The following is a 16,908-nucleotide window of genomic DNA, read 5'->3' on the forward strand; positions in this document are numbered from 1 at the left end:
AACCGCCTGCGGCCGCGGCCGCCGGGTCAGCGGGCGGCCGCCGCCGTGGACACGACGAGCTCCGGGTGGTGGCGCCGGGCGACCTCGGGGTGGGCGCGCAGCCATCCCTTGAGCTCGTTGCGTCCGTACTCGGCGAACAGGGGGTTGGCCGGGTCCCTGGTGGCGCCCGGGGCGTGGTGGGCGTGCGCGAAGGGCAGCGGGGCGATCCGCGCGTCGAGCCGCGGGTTGTAGAAGAACGGAACGGAGAAGCGCTCGCGTGCTCCGGGCGGGCTGACGACGCGGTGGTTGGTGGCCTTGAGCCAGCCGTCGGTGGCGACCTCCAGGAGTTCTCCGAGGTTGACGACAAAGGCGCCGGGCAGCGCCGGGACGTCGTGGAAGCGGCCGTCGGAGCGCTCCACCTGGAGGCCGCCTACCTCGTCCTGGAGCAGCAGGGTCAGGAACCCGTAGTCCTTGTGCGCGCCGACGCCCTGGCCGTCGCCGGTGGGGGCGGTGCCGGGGTAGCGCACCAGCTTCAGGTGCAGATGCGGCTCGTCGGCGAAGGCCTCGTCGTAGAAGGCCTCGGGGGCGCCGATGGAGGCCAGCAGTTCGTGCAGCAGGCGGTGCGCGATGCCGCTGAGCCGGTCGATCCAGCGCAGGGAGCGCTCGCGCAGCTCGGGGAGGCCGGCGGGCCACTGGTTGGGGCCTTCGAGCCACCAGTACGGAGGTTCGCCCGGGGCGGGGACGTGCCGGGGCCGCTCTGCGCCGACGTCGAGTTGGTCGCGCCAGTCCTGGCTGCCGCCGGTGCGCTCGTCGCCGATCCGTGTGTAGCCGCGGAAGTGCGGGGAGTTGAGGTTGCCGAGGGCGAGCCGGTCGGCCTCCGGGAAAGCGAAGAACGCGCGGATCACGCGCATCAGCGCGGCGGTCTCCTCGGTGGTGACGCCGTGGCCGGTCAGCTGGAAGAAGCCGACGTCGTGGGCGGCGGCGTGCAGGTCGCGGTGGAACCGGGCGCGGGCCTCGGGGCCGCGGTCGGCGGCCGACAGGTCGATCACGGGGAGCTGGAGTGTCATGTGTCTTTCCGCAGGGTGTGTCCCGGCAGCGGCGGCGATGGCCGAGCGCTCCGCGCGGGGCCCTGTTGGGGCGGCGGCGCGGGGCCGGGTGGTGGAGAGGGAGGAAGAAGCGGGGTGCCGGGGCTCAGCCGCTGCGGCGACAGGACATGCTCGTGACGCGGACGAAGTCCACGTGTCGGCGGCGCACGAGCAGAACCATGGGCCAAGGGTACTGCCGCGGGCGACGTTGCTCCGTGACCCATGTCACCCGGGCCCATGCCCCTGCGCCCGCGAACGTGGGACGGCGCCATGGTCCGGGCGCGCGGTGGCGGCCACGATGTGGCGGCAACCGACCCCGACGTGCCCTGGAGGCACCATGCGCCCCTGGAGAGGCCTCACCAGAGGTGTCCCGAAGAGCGTCCCCCTGCTCGCCGCCGCGGCCCTCGTACTGGGCGCCGCCGCGGTGCCCGCGGGGGCGCAGGCCGCGACCGCCGGCCACTGCGCGCGGCTGGACCAGGTGGTGGTGCCCGGCGCCGCGCTCGCGCAGCGCGCGTGCCTGCCCGACCTGACGACCACCGGCCTGGCCGGCACCCCGTACACCGACGCCGCCGACCAGGCGGGGCTGTCCGCCGCGGGCACCGTGCGCCCCTCGGGCGTACCCGGCGTCCAGGTCGACGGCTACTTCCCGGACGGCTCGGGCTTCAACACCACGCACGGCTGGAACCACGACGCGCAGTTCGTGCTGCGCATGCCGGACCGCTGGAACGGCGGCCTGATCGTCACGGGAGCTCCGGGCACCCGCAAGCAGTACGCGCTCGACGTGCTCATCTCGGACTGGGCGGTCGCGCAGGGCTACGCCTTCGCCGCGACCGACAAGGGCAACAGCGGCCCGGACTTCTACACCGACGGCCGCCGTCCCGGGGACGCGATCGCCGAGTGGAACCGGCGCACGACCCAGCTCACCGTGGCCGCCAAGGCCGCTGTCGCCCATCGGTACGGCCATGCGCCGCGGCGCACCTACATGACGGGAATCTCCAACGGCGGTTACCTCACCCGCTGGCAGCTGGAGAACCATCCGGCGCTCTACGACGGCGGTGTGGACTGGGAGGGCACCCTCTGGACGGCGGACGGGCCCAGCCTGCTGACGTCGCTGCCCGTGACGGTGGCCCGCGCCCAGGGCCGGGCGACCGATGCGGACCTGCTCGCGGCCGGGTTCGCGCCGGGCTCGCAATTCCTGTGGCCGTACCACCAGCAGGCGTACTGGGGCATCACGCAGAAGACCTACCGCGCGTTGTTCGACCCCTCCTACGACCCCGCCTGCCCGGGGGCGAGCGCCGGCGCGACTGTCCCCGAGATCCTGGCGCCCTGCGCCTCGGACGCGGACTACGACTACGCCGCACGGCCCGCGGCGGTGCACCGCGCCGTCGCCCGGGTCGCGCTCACCGGCCGGATCGGCAAGCCGATGATCACGCTCCACGGCACCCTGGACACGCTCCTGCCGATCGCCACCGACTCCGACGTGTACGACCGCATGGTCGACGGCGCCGGACGCGGCCGTCTGCACCGCTACTACCGGGTGGCGGGCGGGAATCACGTGGACGGCCTGTACGACACCTATCCCGACCGGCTGCGGCCGGTCCTGCCCTGCTACCGGGAGGCGCTGGGCGCGCTGACAGCCTGGGTGGAGGACGGGCGTACGCCGCCCGGCGACCGCACGGTGCCGCGTCCGGCGGACGGCGACGTGGTCAACTCCTGCGCGCTCGGCTGATCAGACCCGTTCCAGGCGGCGGTGCGGCTCCTGGGGCAGCTCGACGCCGACCCGGTCCCCGGGCCGCACCTCGCCGCCGGTCAGCACAACGCCCATGATGCCGCCCTTGCGGACGATCGCGCCCTGCTCGTCGCGGCCGACGACCTGCTTGAGCAGCCCGCTGCGGAAGGCGTCGATCTGCAGACACGGATTGCGCAGCCCGGTCACCTCGACGACCGCCTCGGCACCCAGCCGCAGCCGGGTGCCGACGGGCAGGCCGAGGAGGTCGACGCCGCGGGTGGTGACGTTCTCGCCGAGCTCACCCGGGGCGACCTCGTAACCCGCCGCGCGCAGCTCGTCGAACAGTTCGCCGTGGATCAGGTGGACCTGACGCAGGTTCGGCTGCGTCGGGTCCTGCGCCACGCGCGACCGGTGCTGCACCGTCACCCCGAGATGCGCGTCGCCCTCGACCCCGAGGCCGGCCAGCAGGCGGATGCTCTGGCGCGTCGGCTTGCTGAAGTGGTGTCCCTCGTCGCGGCTGACGGCGGTGACGGTGGCGGTCACGGAACACGCTCCCCTCGTCCAGGCTGCTGGAGAATCAGCCTAGCCGAATTATTCATTGAGACTTCAAGAAGTTTTCCCTACGCTGGGTCCATGCCTGTTCGCCGTCTCAATCACGCCGTGCTCTACATCCGCGACGTCGCCCGGTCCGTCGAGTTCTACCGCAAGGTGTTCGGCTTCACGGTCGACGTGGAGATCCCCGGCCGCGCCGCCTTCCTGAGCGCCGAGGACACCCTCAACGACCACGACCTGGGGCTGTTCGCCATCGGCCCGGACGCGCCGGGCCCCGAGCAGGGCCGGGTCGGCCTCTACCACCTCGCCTGGGAGGTGGGCACGCTCGGCGAACTCGCCGACACCGCCCGCGCGCTCACCGAACGCGGCGCGCTCGTCGGCGCCAGCGACCACGTGGTCTCCAAGTCCTTGTACGCGAAGGACCCCGACGGCAACGAGTTCGAGGTCATGTGGCGCGTCCCCCGCGAGGACTGGCCCACCACCCAGGAGGCCATCCGCCCCCGCCCCCTCGACCTCCAGGCCGCCCTCGACCGCTGGGGCCCCGACCTCGCGACGGGCGCCGCGGCCGGCTCGGTGACCTGACGCCGGGGTCTTCAGTCGAGGACGACGGTCACCCCGCGCTCGCGCAGGAGCCGCACAATCTCCTCGAAGTAACCGAGCCCTCCGCCGGACACGACGTCCGCCAGCGCCTCCCGGGCGACGGCGGCGTCGTGCCAGACCAGCGTGAACGGTGGCTTCACACCGAAACCGCCGGCCAGGCAGTCGTCGAAGGCGTCTCCTCCCCAGCCGTAGTACCGACCCGGTCCGACGATCGCCTCCGCCATCGCACAGTGCAGTCCCGGAACGTCGGTCACATACCGCCCGTCCAGGTGGTGCACCCCGCCGGAGCGGTCCGCCCCGCTCCGGCCGACACAGCCGCCGAGGGTGAGCCGCAGCCACGCGTCCCTACCGTCGCTGCCGTAGGTCCTGTACGGAGTTCAGATCACGGTTCGGGCAACGGTCGCCGGCGACAAGGCGTGCTCCTCCCGCAGCAACCGCACCTACCTGCGCAAACGCAAAATCCGGGCGGTGATCCCGGAGAAGGCGGACCAAGCGGCCAACCGTAAAAGAAGGGCTCGCGCGGAGGCCGCCCCGTCAGCCACGACGCCGAGCTGTACAAGGACCGCAACACCGTCGAGCGGTGCATCAACCGGCAGCGCAACTGGCGCGGGACCGCCACCCGCTACGACAAGACTCCCGAAAGCTACCTGGCCGGAATTCACTTGTGCGGCACGATGCTGTGGCTACGCAGCATCACCGGACCTGCATGTCTAGTGACCTCGTTCCCGGCCGAGGAAGCACGACAGGAGTCGCCTGAAGTCGTGCGGGTGCTCGAGCGCCGGCACGTGCCCGCATCGGCCGAGCACGTACAGACGGACATCGGCCAGGTGTTCGAGCAGGGGCAGGGCTGCCGTCCCGAGCGGGGTGACTCGGTCCTCGGCGCCGTGGACGAGCAGCACGGGCGCGCGGACCCCTGCCAGCGTTTGCGCCGAGAGGGTGAGCTCGTCGGCCCAACGCGCCCTAGGTGGAGGGAACAACGACGCGAATGCGGCCGCCCCCGCTCGCATCGCAGCTGCACGGGCAGCGACGGCCGACTCGGTCACGAGCGCTTGGTCGAGGACGAGGCGACTCAACATGTCTCGTGCCCCGAGCGGGTCGGCGGGGGCGGCCCAGACCGCGTCGAGCTCGGCGGACAGCGGCGCCCCGGGGGCGCCCATCGTCGAGACCGCCACGACACGGGTGACCTGCTGGGGACGCGCGGCCGCCAACGCCAGCGCCACGGCACCGCCCATGGAGTGGCCCACCACGGCGTAGTGCTCGACACCGAGAGCATCCATCAGGCCCGCGGCCTGCTCCGCCCACAGCCGGAGCCCACCCCTGGAGCCCGCCGGGATTGGTGTACGGCCGAACCCCGCCTGGTCAGGAGCCAACAGGTGCCAGGACGTGCCCAGCGCCTGTGCCGTCGTTGCCCAGGCGCCGGATCCGGTCGTACCGGGTCCGGAGCCGTGCAGCATCAGCACCGCGGGCCCGGTGCCGCTCTCCATGACGTGGACGGGGGAGCCGTCGACTGTGATGGTCCGAAGTGCCGTCACTGGGACAGGCCAGGTGTGCTCATGCCGATGCGGAGTTGATGGACTTCGAAAAGAGCTCCATCATCGCCTTGCCGAATTGCGGCATGTCGGGCCACCCCCGGCAGGAGACGAGGTTGCCGTCCACGACGTCGGGAGCGTCGATGACCGTCGCGCCCGCGTTCTCCATGTCACCGGTGATGGGGGGGAAGCACGCTGTCTTCCGGCCCTTCAGCAGCCCGTACACAGCCGGCACCTGCGCGCCGTGGCACACCAGCGCGATCGGGAGGTTGCGCGCGAAGAAGTGCTCGGTGATGCGCCTGACGTCGGCGTCGACCCGGATCCACTCGGGGGCACGTCCCCCAGGGATGATGAGGGCGTCATAGCGCTCGACGTCGACCTCGGCCCAGGGCACGTCGACCGGCAGCTTTCGGCCGTTCTTCTCCACGTAGGCGTCGGAGTTGGGGTCGAACTCGTGGATGACCAGCTGAACGTCGCGCATCGTCCGTGACGAGACGTCAACGTCCCAGCCGCCCTCCTGCACGCGATAGTAGGGATACATGGTGTCGAGCTCCTCGGCGGCGTCGCCGGTCAGGAGCAGCGCTCTGGCCACCTGCTTCTCCTCGCATCTGAGGCGGGTGAGATCGATCCGATCCGATCCGATTGCGTAGCATTCCTCGGCCCAGCCCGCCCGTCAAGCCTTTACACCATTCCGTCCGCGCCCTTGGCCTCGTCGAGCAATCGTCGGAACCGCTCACCGGACAGCAGAATGTGCCGACGCATGGCGTAGGCGGCGGCGTCGGGGTCACGCGAGGCGATCGCGGCCACAACTTCTTCGTGCTCGGCCATGGCCAAGTGAGTGACCTGGGTGTCGTGGAGAAGCCGGAACAGGTGCACGTGCGTGTGCAGGCGAGCGAGCGCTTCGCGGATGACCTGGTTCTCCGCGCTCAGGGCGACAAGATCGTGAAAAGCGGCGTCGCGGAGCCCGAGAGCCAGGCTCGATCCGTAGCGACATCAGCCAGCTGTCCGAGCAGCGTGTCGTACACCTCGTCGGCAAGCCGGCCACGAGATCTTCCCGGCGGCGTTCCGCCCGTCATGGCCCCACTGCCCCACGCGATCGTCGCTTCGTCGTCCATCGTGACGTGAGGTACCTTCCAGCGTCTTCGCGAACCTATTGACATCGGTCGCAACGCTGCTGCATGGTGACGACCATTCGGATCGTATAGGAAAAGTGACGGATGCCAGCCATCCTTCACCCATCGCGGAACCGCCCGCCAGCGCCCTGCTTCGACCACCTGAAGCTCCCCTGAGCATGCTCGACGTCCTGCTCGGTTCGCCATCGGGCCACACAAGGACCGAAGGACTTCTCGACTGACTGAAGACCCAGTACGGCGCGGCGTACTCGTCCGTGCGGCACCTACCGATGTTTCGTCGATGATCATGAGAAGGTCGTGCATAAATCCGCGATAGTGGTGCGCGCTCCAGCGTCAGCGCGGCGGGGGCGGCGATTCGCCGCCCCCGCCGCGTGAACGGGTCAGCGGTTGAGGTTCTGCATCCACTCCCGAAGCTCGCCCGCCTGCCGCGCGAGCTCGGAACGCGCCGCAGCGTCGCCGGAGGCCTTGTCGTTCGCCAGGGCGACGATCGAGTTCAGCGCCGGGATGGCGGTGGTGTAGTTGGTTGCCAGGTAGCTGTCCCGCGCGATGTCCAGGGCGGCACCGGCGGCGTCCGCGGCGTCCGCGGTCAGCAGCCCGGCGGCTCGGTCAGCCTTGATCAGCAGGCTGGTCTCGCGGTAGGACGAGCAGTTGGCGTCCGTGCGGTCGGCGGTCGTCTCGATCCCGCCGAGGATGATCTGCATGAACGCGTCGTCGTAGTACTGCGTCCGGAAGTGGCCGAGGATGTTCGAGAACGCTTTGCCACCGTTCCAGTTCTGGCACCACGCGATCGGGTGGTCGCCGTTCATCAGCCGCAGCGGGTTGGTGGCCGCGTTGCCGCTGTTGAGGCTGCGCTGGTAGCTGTCCTCGTTGAGGCTCAGCAGCGTGTGCACGTCGGCCCGCATGTTGCGGTCGAAGTTGTAGAGTTCGTCGACAATCATCCACCGGGCAGGGAGATGCGCGGTCGCCGGGTGCGTCTTGTCCTCGGTCACCACCTCGGCGTGGATGCAGCTGCCGCACTGGCCGAACCCGTTCTGGCCGTTCGGATGGTCGGTGAAGAACCCACCGGCGAGGTCGCCGTACCACGGCCAGGTGCCGATCTCGAACGAGTCGGCGGCGCCGTGGATGCCGACATAGCCGCCGCCCTGCTTCATGTAGGCCTCGAAGTTCGGCTGCTCGGTGGTCGGATTGAGCGGGCCCGGGTGCCCGACGTTGGACTCGAAGACGATCGTGTCGTACCTCTTGAGCGTGTCGAGGCTCAGGAACGGGCTCGTGGGCAGCGTGACCGTCGTGAGTTGCGGGTCGTAGACGTCGACGTTGAAGTTGTGCGCGATGCCGAGCTTCTGGATCGCGGCCACGGTGTGCGGGATGTGGTCGTGCCGGAAGCCCGTCGTCTTGGAAAAGATCAGGACGTTGTAGTCGGCGTCCGGGTTGTGCGGGAGCGGGGCGAGCACCGGGTCCGGGATGAACTTCGGGCCCGCCGCGGGCTCAGACGTGAGGCCCGTCGCGGGCTCCGGCGCGAGCCGGCCTTCGAGCTGGTCGATCAGGTAACGAGCATCGCCCACGAGTGTGCTGCGGGCCGAGCCGGGCGCGATCCGGCCGGCGATCGAAACGAACCCGTTCAGGACCTGGCTCGCGCGCTTGGCCGAACCGGCGTCGGCGAGCGCCTTCGCCTGGTCGACCTTGGCTTGGAGCGCCTCGCCGACCTCCGCCGAGACGCTGCCGGCGGTCACGAACCGGGTGATCAGCGTACCGACGTCCGCGAACGAGGTCGTCACGATGAACGTCTGCGTGTACTTCGCGCTGCTGGAAGCAGCGTCAGAGAGATGCACCGCGAGCGTGTGCACGCCGAGCGACAGGTCGGAGGTCTGCACCGGCAACGGCGGGACCAGCTTGCCGTCGAGGTACATGTTCAGCACAGCCACTCCGCCCGAGCCGGGGGCGGGGTCCGTGCGCGTCGGGATAAGCGTGGCGGCGTGACCGACGTGACCGTCGGTGATCGCCGGGTACGATGCAGCCGGCGCGCGCGTGTCGATCCGGACCGAGATCGAGCGGAACGCCGCGACGTTTCCGGCCGTGTCGACCGCGCGGTACCGGACGCTGGTGTTGCCCTCCTGCGTGATCACCGCTGACGCCGTCGCCGACGTCGGCGCCCCCTCGACGGGCACGTCGACGTAGGCGGCGCCGCCGTTGAGCGAGTACTGGAACTTGGCGATGCCGACGTCGTCGGTCGCCGACACGTTCAGCGTCACCGGGCCGCTGTACCAGTTGTTCTGGCCGGTCGGCGCAGAGGGCGACAGCGTCGCCACGTTGATCGTCGGCGGTGTCGTTTCCTGTGCCCACGACGGTGTCGCGGGGATGAGTGCGGCCGCCGTCAGGAAGGCGGCCACTGCCGATGTGTGAAATCTTCTCCGCATGAGTGTCTTCTCTCCTGCCGCTATACGGGCGGGGTTCGCTGGATGCGGATGCCCGTGCCGACGAACTCGGGTTCGTCGGCACGGGCGGGTTCGCTAGGTGCCGATGCCCGTGCCGACGAACTCGGCCCAGTTGAGGTTGAACAGGTTGCCGCCCGTGGCGCCACCCGTGACCGGGCGGAACACCAGGAACAGCTCATGCGTCCCGGACATCGAGACCGGGAACGTCTGGCTCGTCCAGGTTCCCGTCCCGCCGGTGGACACGAGGTTGGCCGTGGTCAGGATCGGCCCGGTGATCGAGTCCTGACGGACCTCGATTGCCGCCAGCGGCGACCCGGGCGTGCGGCCGTTCGCCGCGTCCGCCGCGCGGAACATGATCGAATCGATGTTGGTCAGGTTGAATGGGCCGTTGAGCTGGAGCCAGTCGCCCGAGCCAAGGCTGCCGCGGTGCACGCCGGCGCCGCCGTCGGTGTTGGTCGCCGTGTTGGTGCCGGACTGGTTGACGACGAACTCCACCTCCTGGTGCTTCTGGCGGATCTGGTGCTGGCCGGTCGTGGTCAGCTGCGGGACGCCGCCCGGACCGCCGTGGTCGGTGTAGCGCGCCTGGACCACGCCGGAGACGTTGCCGCCGTGTGAGACGTCGTCGGCGACCGTGTGGAGCACGCCCGAGCAGCCGTTGGCGGACTCCTCGGCGTGGCCGTGCGCGTCGTGGCCGAGCACGAACGTCACCTGCACCTCGGAGCAATTCACCGTCCCGTCCTCGGGGTCGGTGACCGTGACCGAGAACGGGATGTCGTCGCCGAACGCGAACGTCCCGCCCTCCACCGGCGTATCGACGACCACCGTCGGGCTCGTGTTGCCCACGGTGATCACCGTGCTGGTCGAGGTTTGCTTGCCGGACGAGTCGAGCACGGTCAGCACGGCCGTGTAGCGGCCGGACTGCGTGTAGGTGTGTGCCGGGTTCGGGTCGGTCTCGATCGCCGAGCCGTCGCCGAAGTTCCACTCATAGCTGATCGAGTCGCCGGGATCCTCATCCAGCGAGCCGGCGCTGGAGAAGTTCACGGTCAGCGGCGTTGAGCCGTCGGTGCGGTCCGTGGTGAGCACGGCCTTCGGCGCGCGCTTGCCCTTGACGTACTCCCACTTGTACATGCCCGCGTCGGGGCTGATGACGTTGAACCCGTTGCCGTAGGTCAGCAGGTAGAACGCGCCGTCAGCACCGAACTGCAAGTCCATCGGGTTGTCGCACTCGAACCGGAACGTGCCTGCCCCGGCGCTCGCACGGCTACCGCAATCCAGGAAGTTGTTGATCTTCTGGACCTGGTTGGTCCGCTTGTCGAGCTTGACCTCGCGCAGCGTGTCCTGCGTCCACTCGCTGATGATCACCGAGTCGTCGTAGTACGGCGGGAACTTGTGAGGGTTCGGGTTCTTCGGGTCGTAGTGGTACTTCGTGACCCCGTGCGGACCGACGCCGCCGGTGTAGAGCTCGGGGAACAGCCGCGGGCATTCGGTCGTCGAGCCGGGCGCGATCGGGCCCGGGGTCGGCGCGTAGTAGGCCTCGCACGGGGTGCCGAGCGGCGTGTTCGTGTTGTTGTCGCGGTAGGAGTACCAGATGTCCGGGTCGGTGACCGGCGGGACGTCCCTCAGGCCCGGCTCGACCGTCGGACCGCCCTCAATGTTCCACAGCGAGTCGTTGCGCTGCGTCGGCCCGTCGCAGTCGAACTTCTGAGGCGGGTTGTTCAGCGGCGTGCCCGGTGTGGTGGTGCCGGGCGCGAACTCGTGGAAGTTCCACTGGTAGTGCGCGAGGTCACGCTTGTAGCACGTCGGCCAGCCGTAGTTTGACGGCTTGCGTACGATCTCGTAGCGGCCGGTGCCCGCCGGGCCGTGCGAGCGCTGCGGTGTCTGGGCGTCGGGCGAGTAGTCGCCGATGTAGGCCACGTCGTTCTCGTCGACCTGGATCCGGAACGGGTTGCGGAACCCCATCGCGTAGACCTCCGGCCGCGTCTTGTCCCGCGGCGCGCCCGCGACCAGCGGGAACAGGTTGCCCGGCGGGATCGAGTAGGCGCCCGTGCCGGGGCCGAAGTGGACCTTGTTGGCGTCGGCGGCGGAGATGTTGCCGTCCTTGACCTTGATCCGCAGCACCTTGCCGCGCAGGTCGTTGGTGTTCAGCGCGCTGCGGCGCGAGTCACCGGTGAGCCGCTGATACCAGCCGCCCGCCTGCGCCGTGTTGGTGGCGATCGCCGGCGTGGCGGTGCCGGTCAGGCCGGAGCCGTCGGCGGTGATCTGCGGCTGATCGGACTGCTGCTTGCCGCGGCGGAAGAACACGTTGACGTTCGACGTGTTGACCGCGCCGCCGCTGGTCTGGATCTCATCCGCCTCGATGTTCGAGAGCGCCTCGAGCGCCGCGTCGATCGCATTGCGATCCGCGTTCCACGCGATCGGATCCGTCGTCTGGCCCTCGAAGGTCAGCGTGAACGTGCCGCCCGTCGCGTTGGTGACGCGCACGGTCTGCTGCTCGTCGGTCTTCTGCGAGTTGTAGGGCCCGTAGCCGCCGGCGTTGATGCCGCCCGCGGGCGTGTCATCGCCGGTGACCATCCAGAGGTTGCCGTGCTTGTCGAAGTCGATGTCGCCCCCGACGTGGCAGCATTCCTGGCGGTTGACCGGCACGCGCATGATCTGCTGCTCGGAGCCCATGTCGAGGTGCGCCGGCGTGCTGTCGGCGGCGTCGACGAACTTGAACCGGCTGAGCTGGAAATAGCCCACGTACGGATCCCACGCGGTCTTGGACGCCGCCACGTCCGGCGGGGTGGTGTTCGGCGTGATCTGGGTGACGACTGATCCGTCGCTCAGCTTGACGTCGGTGACCTCCTTCGGCGAGTAGTAGAGGTAGACCCACTTGTTGGTCGCGAAGTTGGCGTCGACCGCCGGGCCATAGAGCCCGTCCTCGCCCGCGGAGTAGATCTGCTGCGTCATCGGCAGGCTCGAATCGGCGAAGTTGGCGACGACCGTGGTGACGCCCGTGGTCGAGTCGTGCATGCGCAGCGAGCCGAGGCGGTCCGTCTGCAGAACGCGGCCGTCCGGCAGCTGGTCGAAGCCGATCGGCTCCTGCAGGTTCGGCGGCGAGCCGATCTTCGTCTGCTGGTAGTTGGCCAGCACGGTGGCGCCGCAATCGCTGTAGGCCGGGTCGGCCTGGCCCGCGGCCCAGCCGATCGCGCCCTTGAGGTGCTTGGTGAGGCCGGCGTCGAAGCTCGCGGCCGTGTTGCCCAGGCCGGTGTAGAACGAGCGGCCGCCCTGGAAGTCCTTGCACCACGAGACCGGGTGATCGGCGCCCATCGTGCCCCCGGCGATCCCGTCGAGGTCGGCGCCCTGTGGCTGCGGCCCGAACGGGTCTTCGACGACGGTGTCGAGGATGTGTGACACACCGCGGACGTTCTTCTTGAAGTTGTACCACGTGTCGGTCCGCGACCAGATCTGCGGCAGATCCTTGGTCGCGTCGTGGACGCGGTCGGCGACCTTCACGTCACCCGACTGCACGTCGGTCCTGCCGGACGCACGCGTCCCCAGGATGTCAGTCAGGAACGACCAGGACTCGTCGGTCTCGACCGTCGAGCCGACGCCGACGAAGCCGCCGCCGTCGCGGAAGTAGCTCTCGAAGTTCGCGCGTTGCGCGTCCGTGAGCGGGCTCGCGAGACCCGTGTCCAAGAACACGACCGCGCGGTACTGCACCAGCTTCTTCTCCGTGAAATGGTCGCCCACGTCAGCGGGCCCGGGCGCCACGACCGTGAAATGACCGGTTCTGGCCGCATCCCGGATCGCGGCCAGGCCGGCCGACGACACCGCGTCCTGGGTGCTGCGCACCACGAGCACCTTGAAGTGGGCGTCTGGTGGTGCGGGCTTGGGGGCAGGCGGGGACTGCTGCGGCGGCGCCGGTGCAGCGACGACAGCGGGCTCAGCCGCCGTGGGGGCCGCGGCGCTCACCGGCGTCGCGAGGAGCGTGAGGAAAGGGGCTATGAGGGCTAAGGCCATCGTGGTCGCGGTGCGACGTCTCGGGCGTCGTCCGTTTTCTGGCAGGGCTGCACCGAACAGCCTTGCCCACGTTCGATGACGTGGTGACATGAAAAACCCTTCCTGCCTGGGGGATGTCGGGCACGGCGCGCGCCGTCGCGCTTATTGCCACGTGGTGGTAGCGCATATTGCGGTTGCTGGAGGGTGCCGTCTCCAGGTCTGTGGGGCCGTCAGTAAGATGCCGGCCTGGGGAAATCCATGATCGCGGTCGGGTCGTCGATGATGTGGTTGATCACCATGCTCGCCGCGCCACGGGAGGCGGCGCCGAAGCTGAGCGTGGAGGCGACGAATCGGCACTGGGCGGCTGGAGCTGCCACCACGAGCCGTTGCAGCTGGACTTGTGCGTGGAGCAGCAGCCACTGGGCCAGCGAGGCGAAATAGCCTCCGCTGACGATCACTCGCGGGTTGAACAGGTTGGCCAGGATCGAGCCACCGGGTGGCCGACATCGCCAGCGGCCTGGCCTCTGGCGACCGGCGCATGACGATGGCGGTGGCACAGGTCGGAGAGTGGCTCGGGCTTCACCAGGGCAGGTCAGGTGTGGTCATGCGATGCGGAGTTGATGGATTTCGAAAAGAGCTCCATCATCGCCTTGCCGAATTGCGGCATGTCGGGCCACCCCCGGCAGGAGACGAGGTTGCCGTCCACGACGTCGGGAGCGTCGATGACCGTCGCGCCCGCGTTCTCCATGTCACCGGTGATGGGGGGGAAGCACGCTGTCTTCCGGCCCTTCAGCAGCCCGTACACAGCCGGCACCTGCGCGCCGTGGCACACCAGCGCGATCGGGAGGTTGCGCGCGAAGAAGTGCTCGGTGATGCGCCTGACGTCGGCGTCGACCCGGATCCACTCGGGGGCACGTCCCCCAGGGATGATGAGGGCGTCATAGCGCTCGACGTCGACCTCGGCCCAGGGCACGTCGACCGGCAGCTTTCGGCCGTTCTTCTCCACGTAGGCGTCGGAGTTGGGGTCGAACTCGTGGATGACCAGCTGAACGTCGCGCATCGTCCGTGACGAGACGTCAACGTCCCAGCCGCCCTCCTGCACGCGATAGTAGGGATACATGGTGTCGAGCTCCTCGGCGGCGTCGCCGGTCAGGAGCAGCGCTCTGGCCACCTGCTTCTCCTCGCATCTGAGGCGGGTGAGATCGATCCGATCCGATCCGATCCGATCCGATTGCGTAGCATTCCTCGGCCCAGCCCGCCCGTCAAGCCTTTACACCATTCCGTCCGCGCCCTTGGCCTCGTCGAGCAATCGTCGGAACCGCTCACCGGACAGCAGAATGTGCCGACGCATGGCGTAGGCGGCGGCGTCGGGGTCACGCGAGGCGATCGCGGCCACAACTTCTTCGTGCTCGGCCATGGCCAAGTGAGTGACCTGGGTGTCGTGGAGAAGACGGAACAGGTGCACGTGCGTGTGCAGGCGAGCGAGCGCTTCGCGGATGACCTGGTTCTCCGCGCTCAGGGCGACAAGATCGTGAAAAGCGGCGTCGCGGAGCCCGAAGGCGCCATAGGCCATGGGCCCGCTTCCCCCCTCCAGCTCCGCCATCTCCTCCAGCATTCGTCGCAGACCGGCCACCTGCTGCAAGGATGCGCGTTCGGCGGATCTGCGCGCCGCTGCCGGCTCGAGGAGCAGGCGGAGCTCAAGCATGTCCTCGAATCGCTGACGGGTGATTTGGGGGGGAATGTGATAGCCGGCATGGGGCACACGCACGACCAGGCCCTCGGCCTCCATCCGGTTCAGAGCGTCTCGGATCGGCGTCTGCGAGACCCCCAGCTCTCGCGCCAGGACGTCGATCGTGACGCGGGAGCCAGGCTCGATCCGTAGCGACATCAGCTGTCCAAGCAGTGTGTCGTACACCTCGTCGGCAAGCCGGCCACGAGATCTTCCCGGCGGCGTTCCGCCCGTCATGGCCCCACTGCCCCTCGCGATCATCGCTTCGTCGTCCATCGTGACGTGAGGTCCTTTCTTACGTCTTTGCGAACCTGTTGACATCGGTCGCATGCTGCGGGATGTTGATGCCCGCTTGGATCGTATAGGAAAGGTGACGGACGCCAGCCATCCTTCACCCATCGCGGAACCGCCCGCCAGCGCCCTACTTCGACCACCTCAAGCTCCCTTGAGCATGCTCGACGTCCTACTCGGTTCGCCGCCGGGCCGCACAAGGGCCGAAGGACCTCTCGACCGCCTGAAGCCCATTACGTGGCGGCGTACTCGTGATGCCGGTCCGCGGGTCAGCCCCTGCGACAGCCGGCAACACGCCTGCACCCAGCAACTGCTCGGTGAAGCACGCAGCAAGGCTCCAGAAGCCCCGACCCAGAAAGCAGGCACGAGGATGCGGTATCCCAAGCCATTAGGACGACTGTCCGTTCCCGGTCGAAAGGTGCAGCTGGCGACGGCGGCCATGTTGGTGGCCACGACCGTGGCGGCTTGCGGCGGCGACACGCAGGCGAGCGCCCCCAAGGCACCGGCGACCATCCCGGAGCTCACCAAGGACCCGCTGACCCTCAGCTTCATCTGGTTCGACTGGCCCCCCGCCCACGCGCTGGAAGCCTTCGCGAACGCGGAGTACACCAAGGAGCGGCGGAACGTGACCATCAAGGTCAACACCGTGCCGAACGCGAACTGGCACGACGCGATGTTCACCCAGTTCGCAGCGCACCATACCGACTTCGACATCCCGATCCTGGACTCGCAACACATCGGCGAGGCCGTGACGAACGGCAATATCCTCGACATCACCGACTTCGTCAAGAAGAACATCGACGTCAAGGCCTACAACCCGTACCTCCTGGCGGCCTACGGCCAGTTCCCCCAGGCGGAGACCGGCAAGCGCGACGAAAACGCCAGCATGTACGGACTGCCGCTGCTCGGCGACACCTGGACGATGATCTACCGCAAGGACCTGATCGGCGACAAGCCACCGCAGACGTGGGACCAGATGATCTCAGTCGCCGAGAAGTGCCAGGCGGACCACCCCGGCGTCAGCGGGCTGGCTTTCCATCAGGCCAACGGCTCCGACGCCGCGGCCGTAACCTACAACACGGTCAACGGCGTCTACGGCGGCAACCTCTGGGACTCCAAGACGCGCAAGATCGACGGCGTCCTCAACGACACCGCGGGCCATGAGGCGATGGACGTCCTGGTCAACAAGATGAAGCCGCTGACCGCCAAGGGCTCCGGCAACTGGTTCATCGACGAGGTGAACGCGGCGGTCGCCCAGGGCAAGGCATGCATCGCGTTCAACTGGATCGCCGCGAGCGGCGGCCTGCTTGACCCGAAGCAGTCGACGCTCGGCACCACGCGGGAGCAGATCCTCGACAAGCTCGGTTTTGCCACCCTGCCGAGCCAGAAGACGAACCTGGTGCCTCTCGGCGGCATGGGGATGCACGTGTCGGCCTACTCCCCCAAAGCGAAACAGGCGGAGGCCCTGAACTTCATGAAGTGGTTCGAGCGGGCTGACATCCAGAAGAAGTGGGCCGCGGCTGGTGGCGTGCCCGCGCGTACGGACGCCCTGCAGTCGCCCGAGTTCCTCAATGCCGGGCCGTTCAACCAGGTGTACGCCGACTCGGTTCCGCGGATGCGGGACATGTGGAACGTGCCCGAGTACGCGCGCCTCGTCGACATCGAGAACACCAACGTGAACGCGGCTCTCAACGGCGCGAAAAAGCCGAAGGATGCGGTCGACGACATCGCCAAGGAGCAGCAGAGCGTGCTCGACTCCGGCAGCCGCAAGGGCGGCGGCGGACTGTGAGTGCCCCCACTCCTCTGACGACCGACCACGGCCGGCAGGTGGCGTCCGCGGCGCCGCCTGCACCAAGTCGGTCCCGCCG

15 protein-coding genes and 1 pseudogene are annotated in these 16,908 nt (G+C 68.9%); 5 read left to right on the forward strand and 11 right to left on the reverse strand.

The window, feature by feature from the left end; all coding sequences use genetic code 11:
- Positions 1-26 precede the first annotated feature (26 nt).
- Positions 27-1,046 (reverse strand): isopenicillin N synthase family dioxygenase, encoded by a 1,020-nt coding sequence (locus RV983_RS05465; RefSeq protein ID WP_475984632.1) that lies wholly within the window; start codon positions 1,044-1,046, stop codon positions 27-29.
- 355 nt (positions 1,047-1,401) lie between these two features.
- Here RV983_RS05465 and RV983_RS05470 point away from each other — a divergent pair, with 355 nt between their 5' ends.
- Positions 1,402-2,793 (forward strand): tannase/feruloyl esterase family alpha/beta hydrolase, encoded by a 1,392-nt coding sequence (locus RV983_RS05470; protein ID WP_475984633.1) that lies wholly within the window; start codon positions 1,402-1,404, stop codon positions 2,791-2,793.
- On the opposite strand, the gene RV983_RS05475 is transcribed toward RV983_RS05470, so the two are convergent.
- Positions 2,794-3,336, reverse strand: coding sequence for an MOSC domain-containing protein (locus tag RV983_RS05475; RefSeq protein WP_475984634.1), 543 nt, complete (start codon positions 3,334-3,336; stop codon positions 2,794-2,796).
- Positions 3,337-3,426: 90 nt separating this feature from the next.
- On the opposite strand from RV983_RS05475, the gene RV983_RS05480 reads away from it, so the two are divergent.
- A complete protein-coding gene (locus RV983_RS05480) occupies positions 3,427-3,927 on the forward strand; it encodes a VOC family protein (RefSeq protein WP_475984635.1) in 501 nt (166 codons plus the stop codon).
- Positions 3,928-3,938: 11 nt separating this feature from the next.
- On the opposite strand, the gene RV983_RS05485 is transcribed toward RV983_RS05480, so the two are convergent.
- Positions 3,939-4,223 carry a barstar family protein gene (locus RV983_RS05485; RefSeq protein WP_475984636.1) on the reverse strand — a complete coding sequence of 95 codons (285 nt, stop codon included), beginning with the start codon at positions 4,221-4,223 and terminating at the stop codon, positions 3,939-3,941.
- 121 nt (positions 4,224-4,344) lie between these two features.
- Here RV983_RS05485 and RV983_RS05490 point away from each other — a divergent pair.
- Positions 4,345-4,631 (forward strand): annotated as a pseudogene (locus RV983_RS05490) (IS5/IS1182 family transposase); the annotation flags it as partial.
- Positions 4,632-4,655: 24 nt separating this feature from the next.
- On the opposite strand, the gene RV983_RS05495 reads toward RV983_RS05490, so the two are convergent.
- From RV983_RS05495 to RV983_RS05505, 3 genes are all read right to left on the reverse strand, one after another.
- Positions 4,656-5,477 (reverse strand): alpha/beta fold hydrolase, encoded by an 822-nt coding sequence (locus RV983_RS05495; RefSeq protein WP_475984637.1) that lies wholly within the window; start codon positions 5,475-5,477, stop codon positions 4,656-4,658.
- 19 nt (positions 5,478-5,496) lie between these two features.
- Positions 5,497-6,066 carry a DJ-1/PfpI family protein gene (locus RV983_RS05500; RefSeq protein ID WP_475984638.1) on the reverse strand — a complete coding sequence of 190 codons (570 nt, stop codon included), beginning with the start codon at positions 6,064-6,066 and terminating at the stop codon, positions 5,497-5,499.
- Between the two features lie 89 nt (positions 6,067-6,155).
- Positions 6,156-6,404, reverse strand: coding sequence for an FCD domain-containing protein (locus RV983_RS05505; RefSeq protein WP_475990228.1), 249 nt, complete (start codon positions 6,402-6,404; stop codon positions 6,156-6,158).
- On the opposite strand from RV983_RS05505, the gene RV983_RS05510 reads away from it, so the two are divergent.
- The gene (locus RV983_RS05510) at positions 6,327-6,599 is read left to right on the forward strand and encodes a hypothetical protein (protein WP_475984639.1); all 273 of its coding nucleotides are present in this window, start codon (positions 6,327-6,329) and stop codon (positions 6,597-6,599) included. The genes RV983_RS05505 and RV983_RS05510 overlap by 78 nt on opposite strands.
- Positions 6,600-6,987: 388 nt before the next feature.
- On the opposite strand, the gene RV983_RS05515 is transcribed toward RV983_RS05510, so the two are convergent.
- The 5 genes from RV983_RS05515 to RV983_RS05535 form a co-directional block, all read right to left on the reverse strand.
- Entirely contained in the window at positions 6,988-8,994 is a 2,007-nt protein-coding gene (locus RV983_RS05515; protein WP_475984640.1) for a ThuA domain-containing protein, read from the reverse strand.
- Positions 8,995-9,114: 120 nt separating this feature from the next.
- On the reverse strand, positions 9,115-12,873 hold the full coding sequence (locus tag RV983_RS05520) for a ThuA domain-containing protein (RefSeq protein WP_475984641.1): 3,759 nt from the start codon (positions 12,871-12,873) through the stop codon (positions 9,115-9,117).
- Positions 12,874-13,250: 377 nt separating this feature from the next.
- Complete coding sequence (locus tag RV983_RS05525; RefSeq protein ID WP_475984642.1) at positions 13,251-13,478, reverse strand: hypothetical protein; 228 nt, start codon at positions 13,476-13,478, stop codon at positions 13,251-13,253.
- A 134-nt stretch (positions 13,479-13,612) separates the two neighbouring features.
- Positions 13,613-14,191, reverse strand: coding sequence for a DJ-1/PfpI family protein (locus RV983_RS05530; RefSeq protein WP_475984643.1), 579 nt, complete (start codon positions 14,189-14,191; stop codon positions 13,613-13,615).
- A gap of 99 nt (positions 14,192-14,290) precedes the next feature.
- On the reverse strand, positions 14,291-15,025 hold the full coding sequence (locus RV983_RS05535) for a GntR family transcriptional regulator (protein WP_475984644.1): 735 nt from the start codon (positions 15,023-15,025) through the stop codon (positions 14,291-14,293).
- A 175-nt stretch (positions 15,026-15,200) separates the two neighbouring features.
- On the opposite strand from RV983_RS05535, the gene RV983_RS05540 reads away from it, so the two are divergent.
- The gene (locus RV983_RS05540; RefSeq protein ID WP_475990229.1) at positions 15,201-16,829 is read left to right on the forward strand and encodes a sugar ABC transporter substrate-binding protein; all 1,629 of its coding nucleotides are present in this window, start codon (positions 15,201-15,203) and stop codon (positions 16,827-16,829) included.
- Positions 16,830-16,908 lie beyond the last annotated feature (79 nt).

It is taken from the genome of Streptomyces sp. RLA123 (genome assembly GCF_056270165.1).

Coding starts and splice junctions, on each gene's coding strand:
- RV983_RS05535 (WP_475984644.1), bottom strand. CDS start 15,025: ATGGACGACGAAGCGATGATCGCGAGGGGCAGTGGGGCCATGACGGGC.
- RV983_RS05480 (WP_475984635.1), top strand. CDS start 3,427: ATGCCTGTTCGCCGTCTCAATCACGCCGTGCTCTACATCCGCGACGTC.
- RV983_RS05470 (WP_475984633.1), top strand. CDS start 1,402: ATGCGCCCCTGGAGAGGCCTCACCAGAGGTGTCCCGAAGAGCGTCCCC.
- RV983_RS05465 (WP_475984632.1), bottom strand. CDS start 1,046: ATGACACTCCAGCTCCCCGTGATCGACCTGTCGGCCGCCGACCGCGGC.
- RV983_RS05540 (WP_475990229.1), top strand. CDS start 15,201: ATGCTCGACGTCCTACTCGGTTCGCCGCCGGGCCGCACAAGGGCCGAA.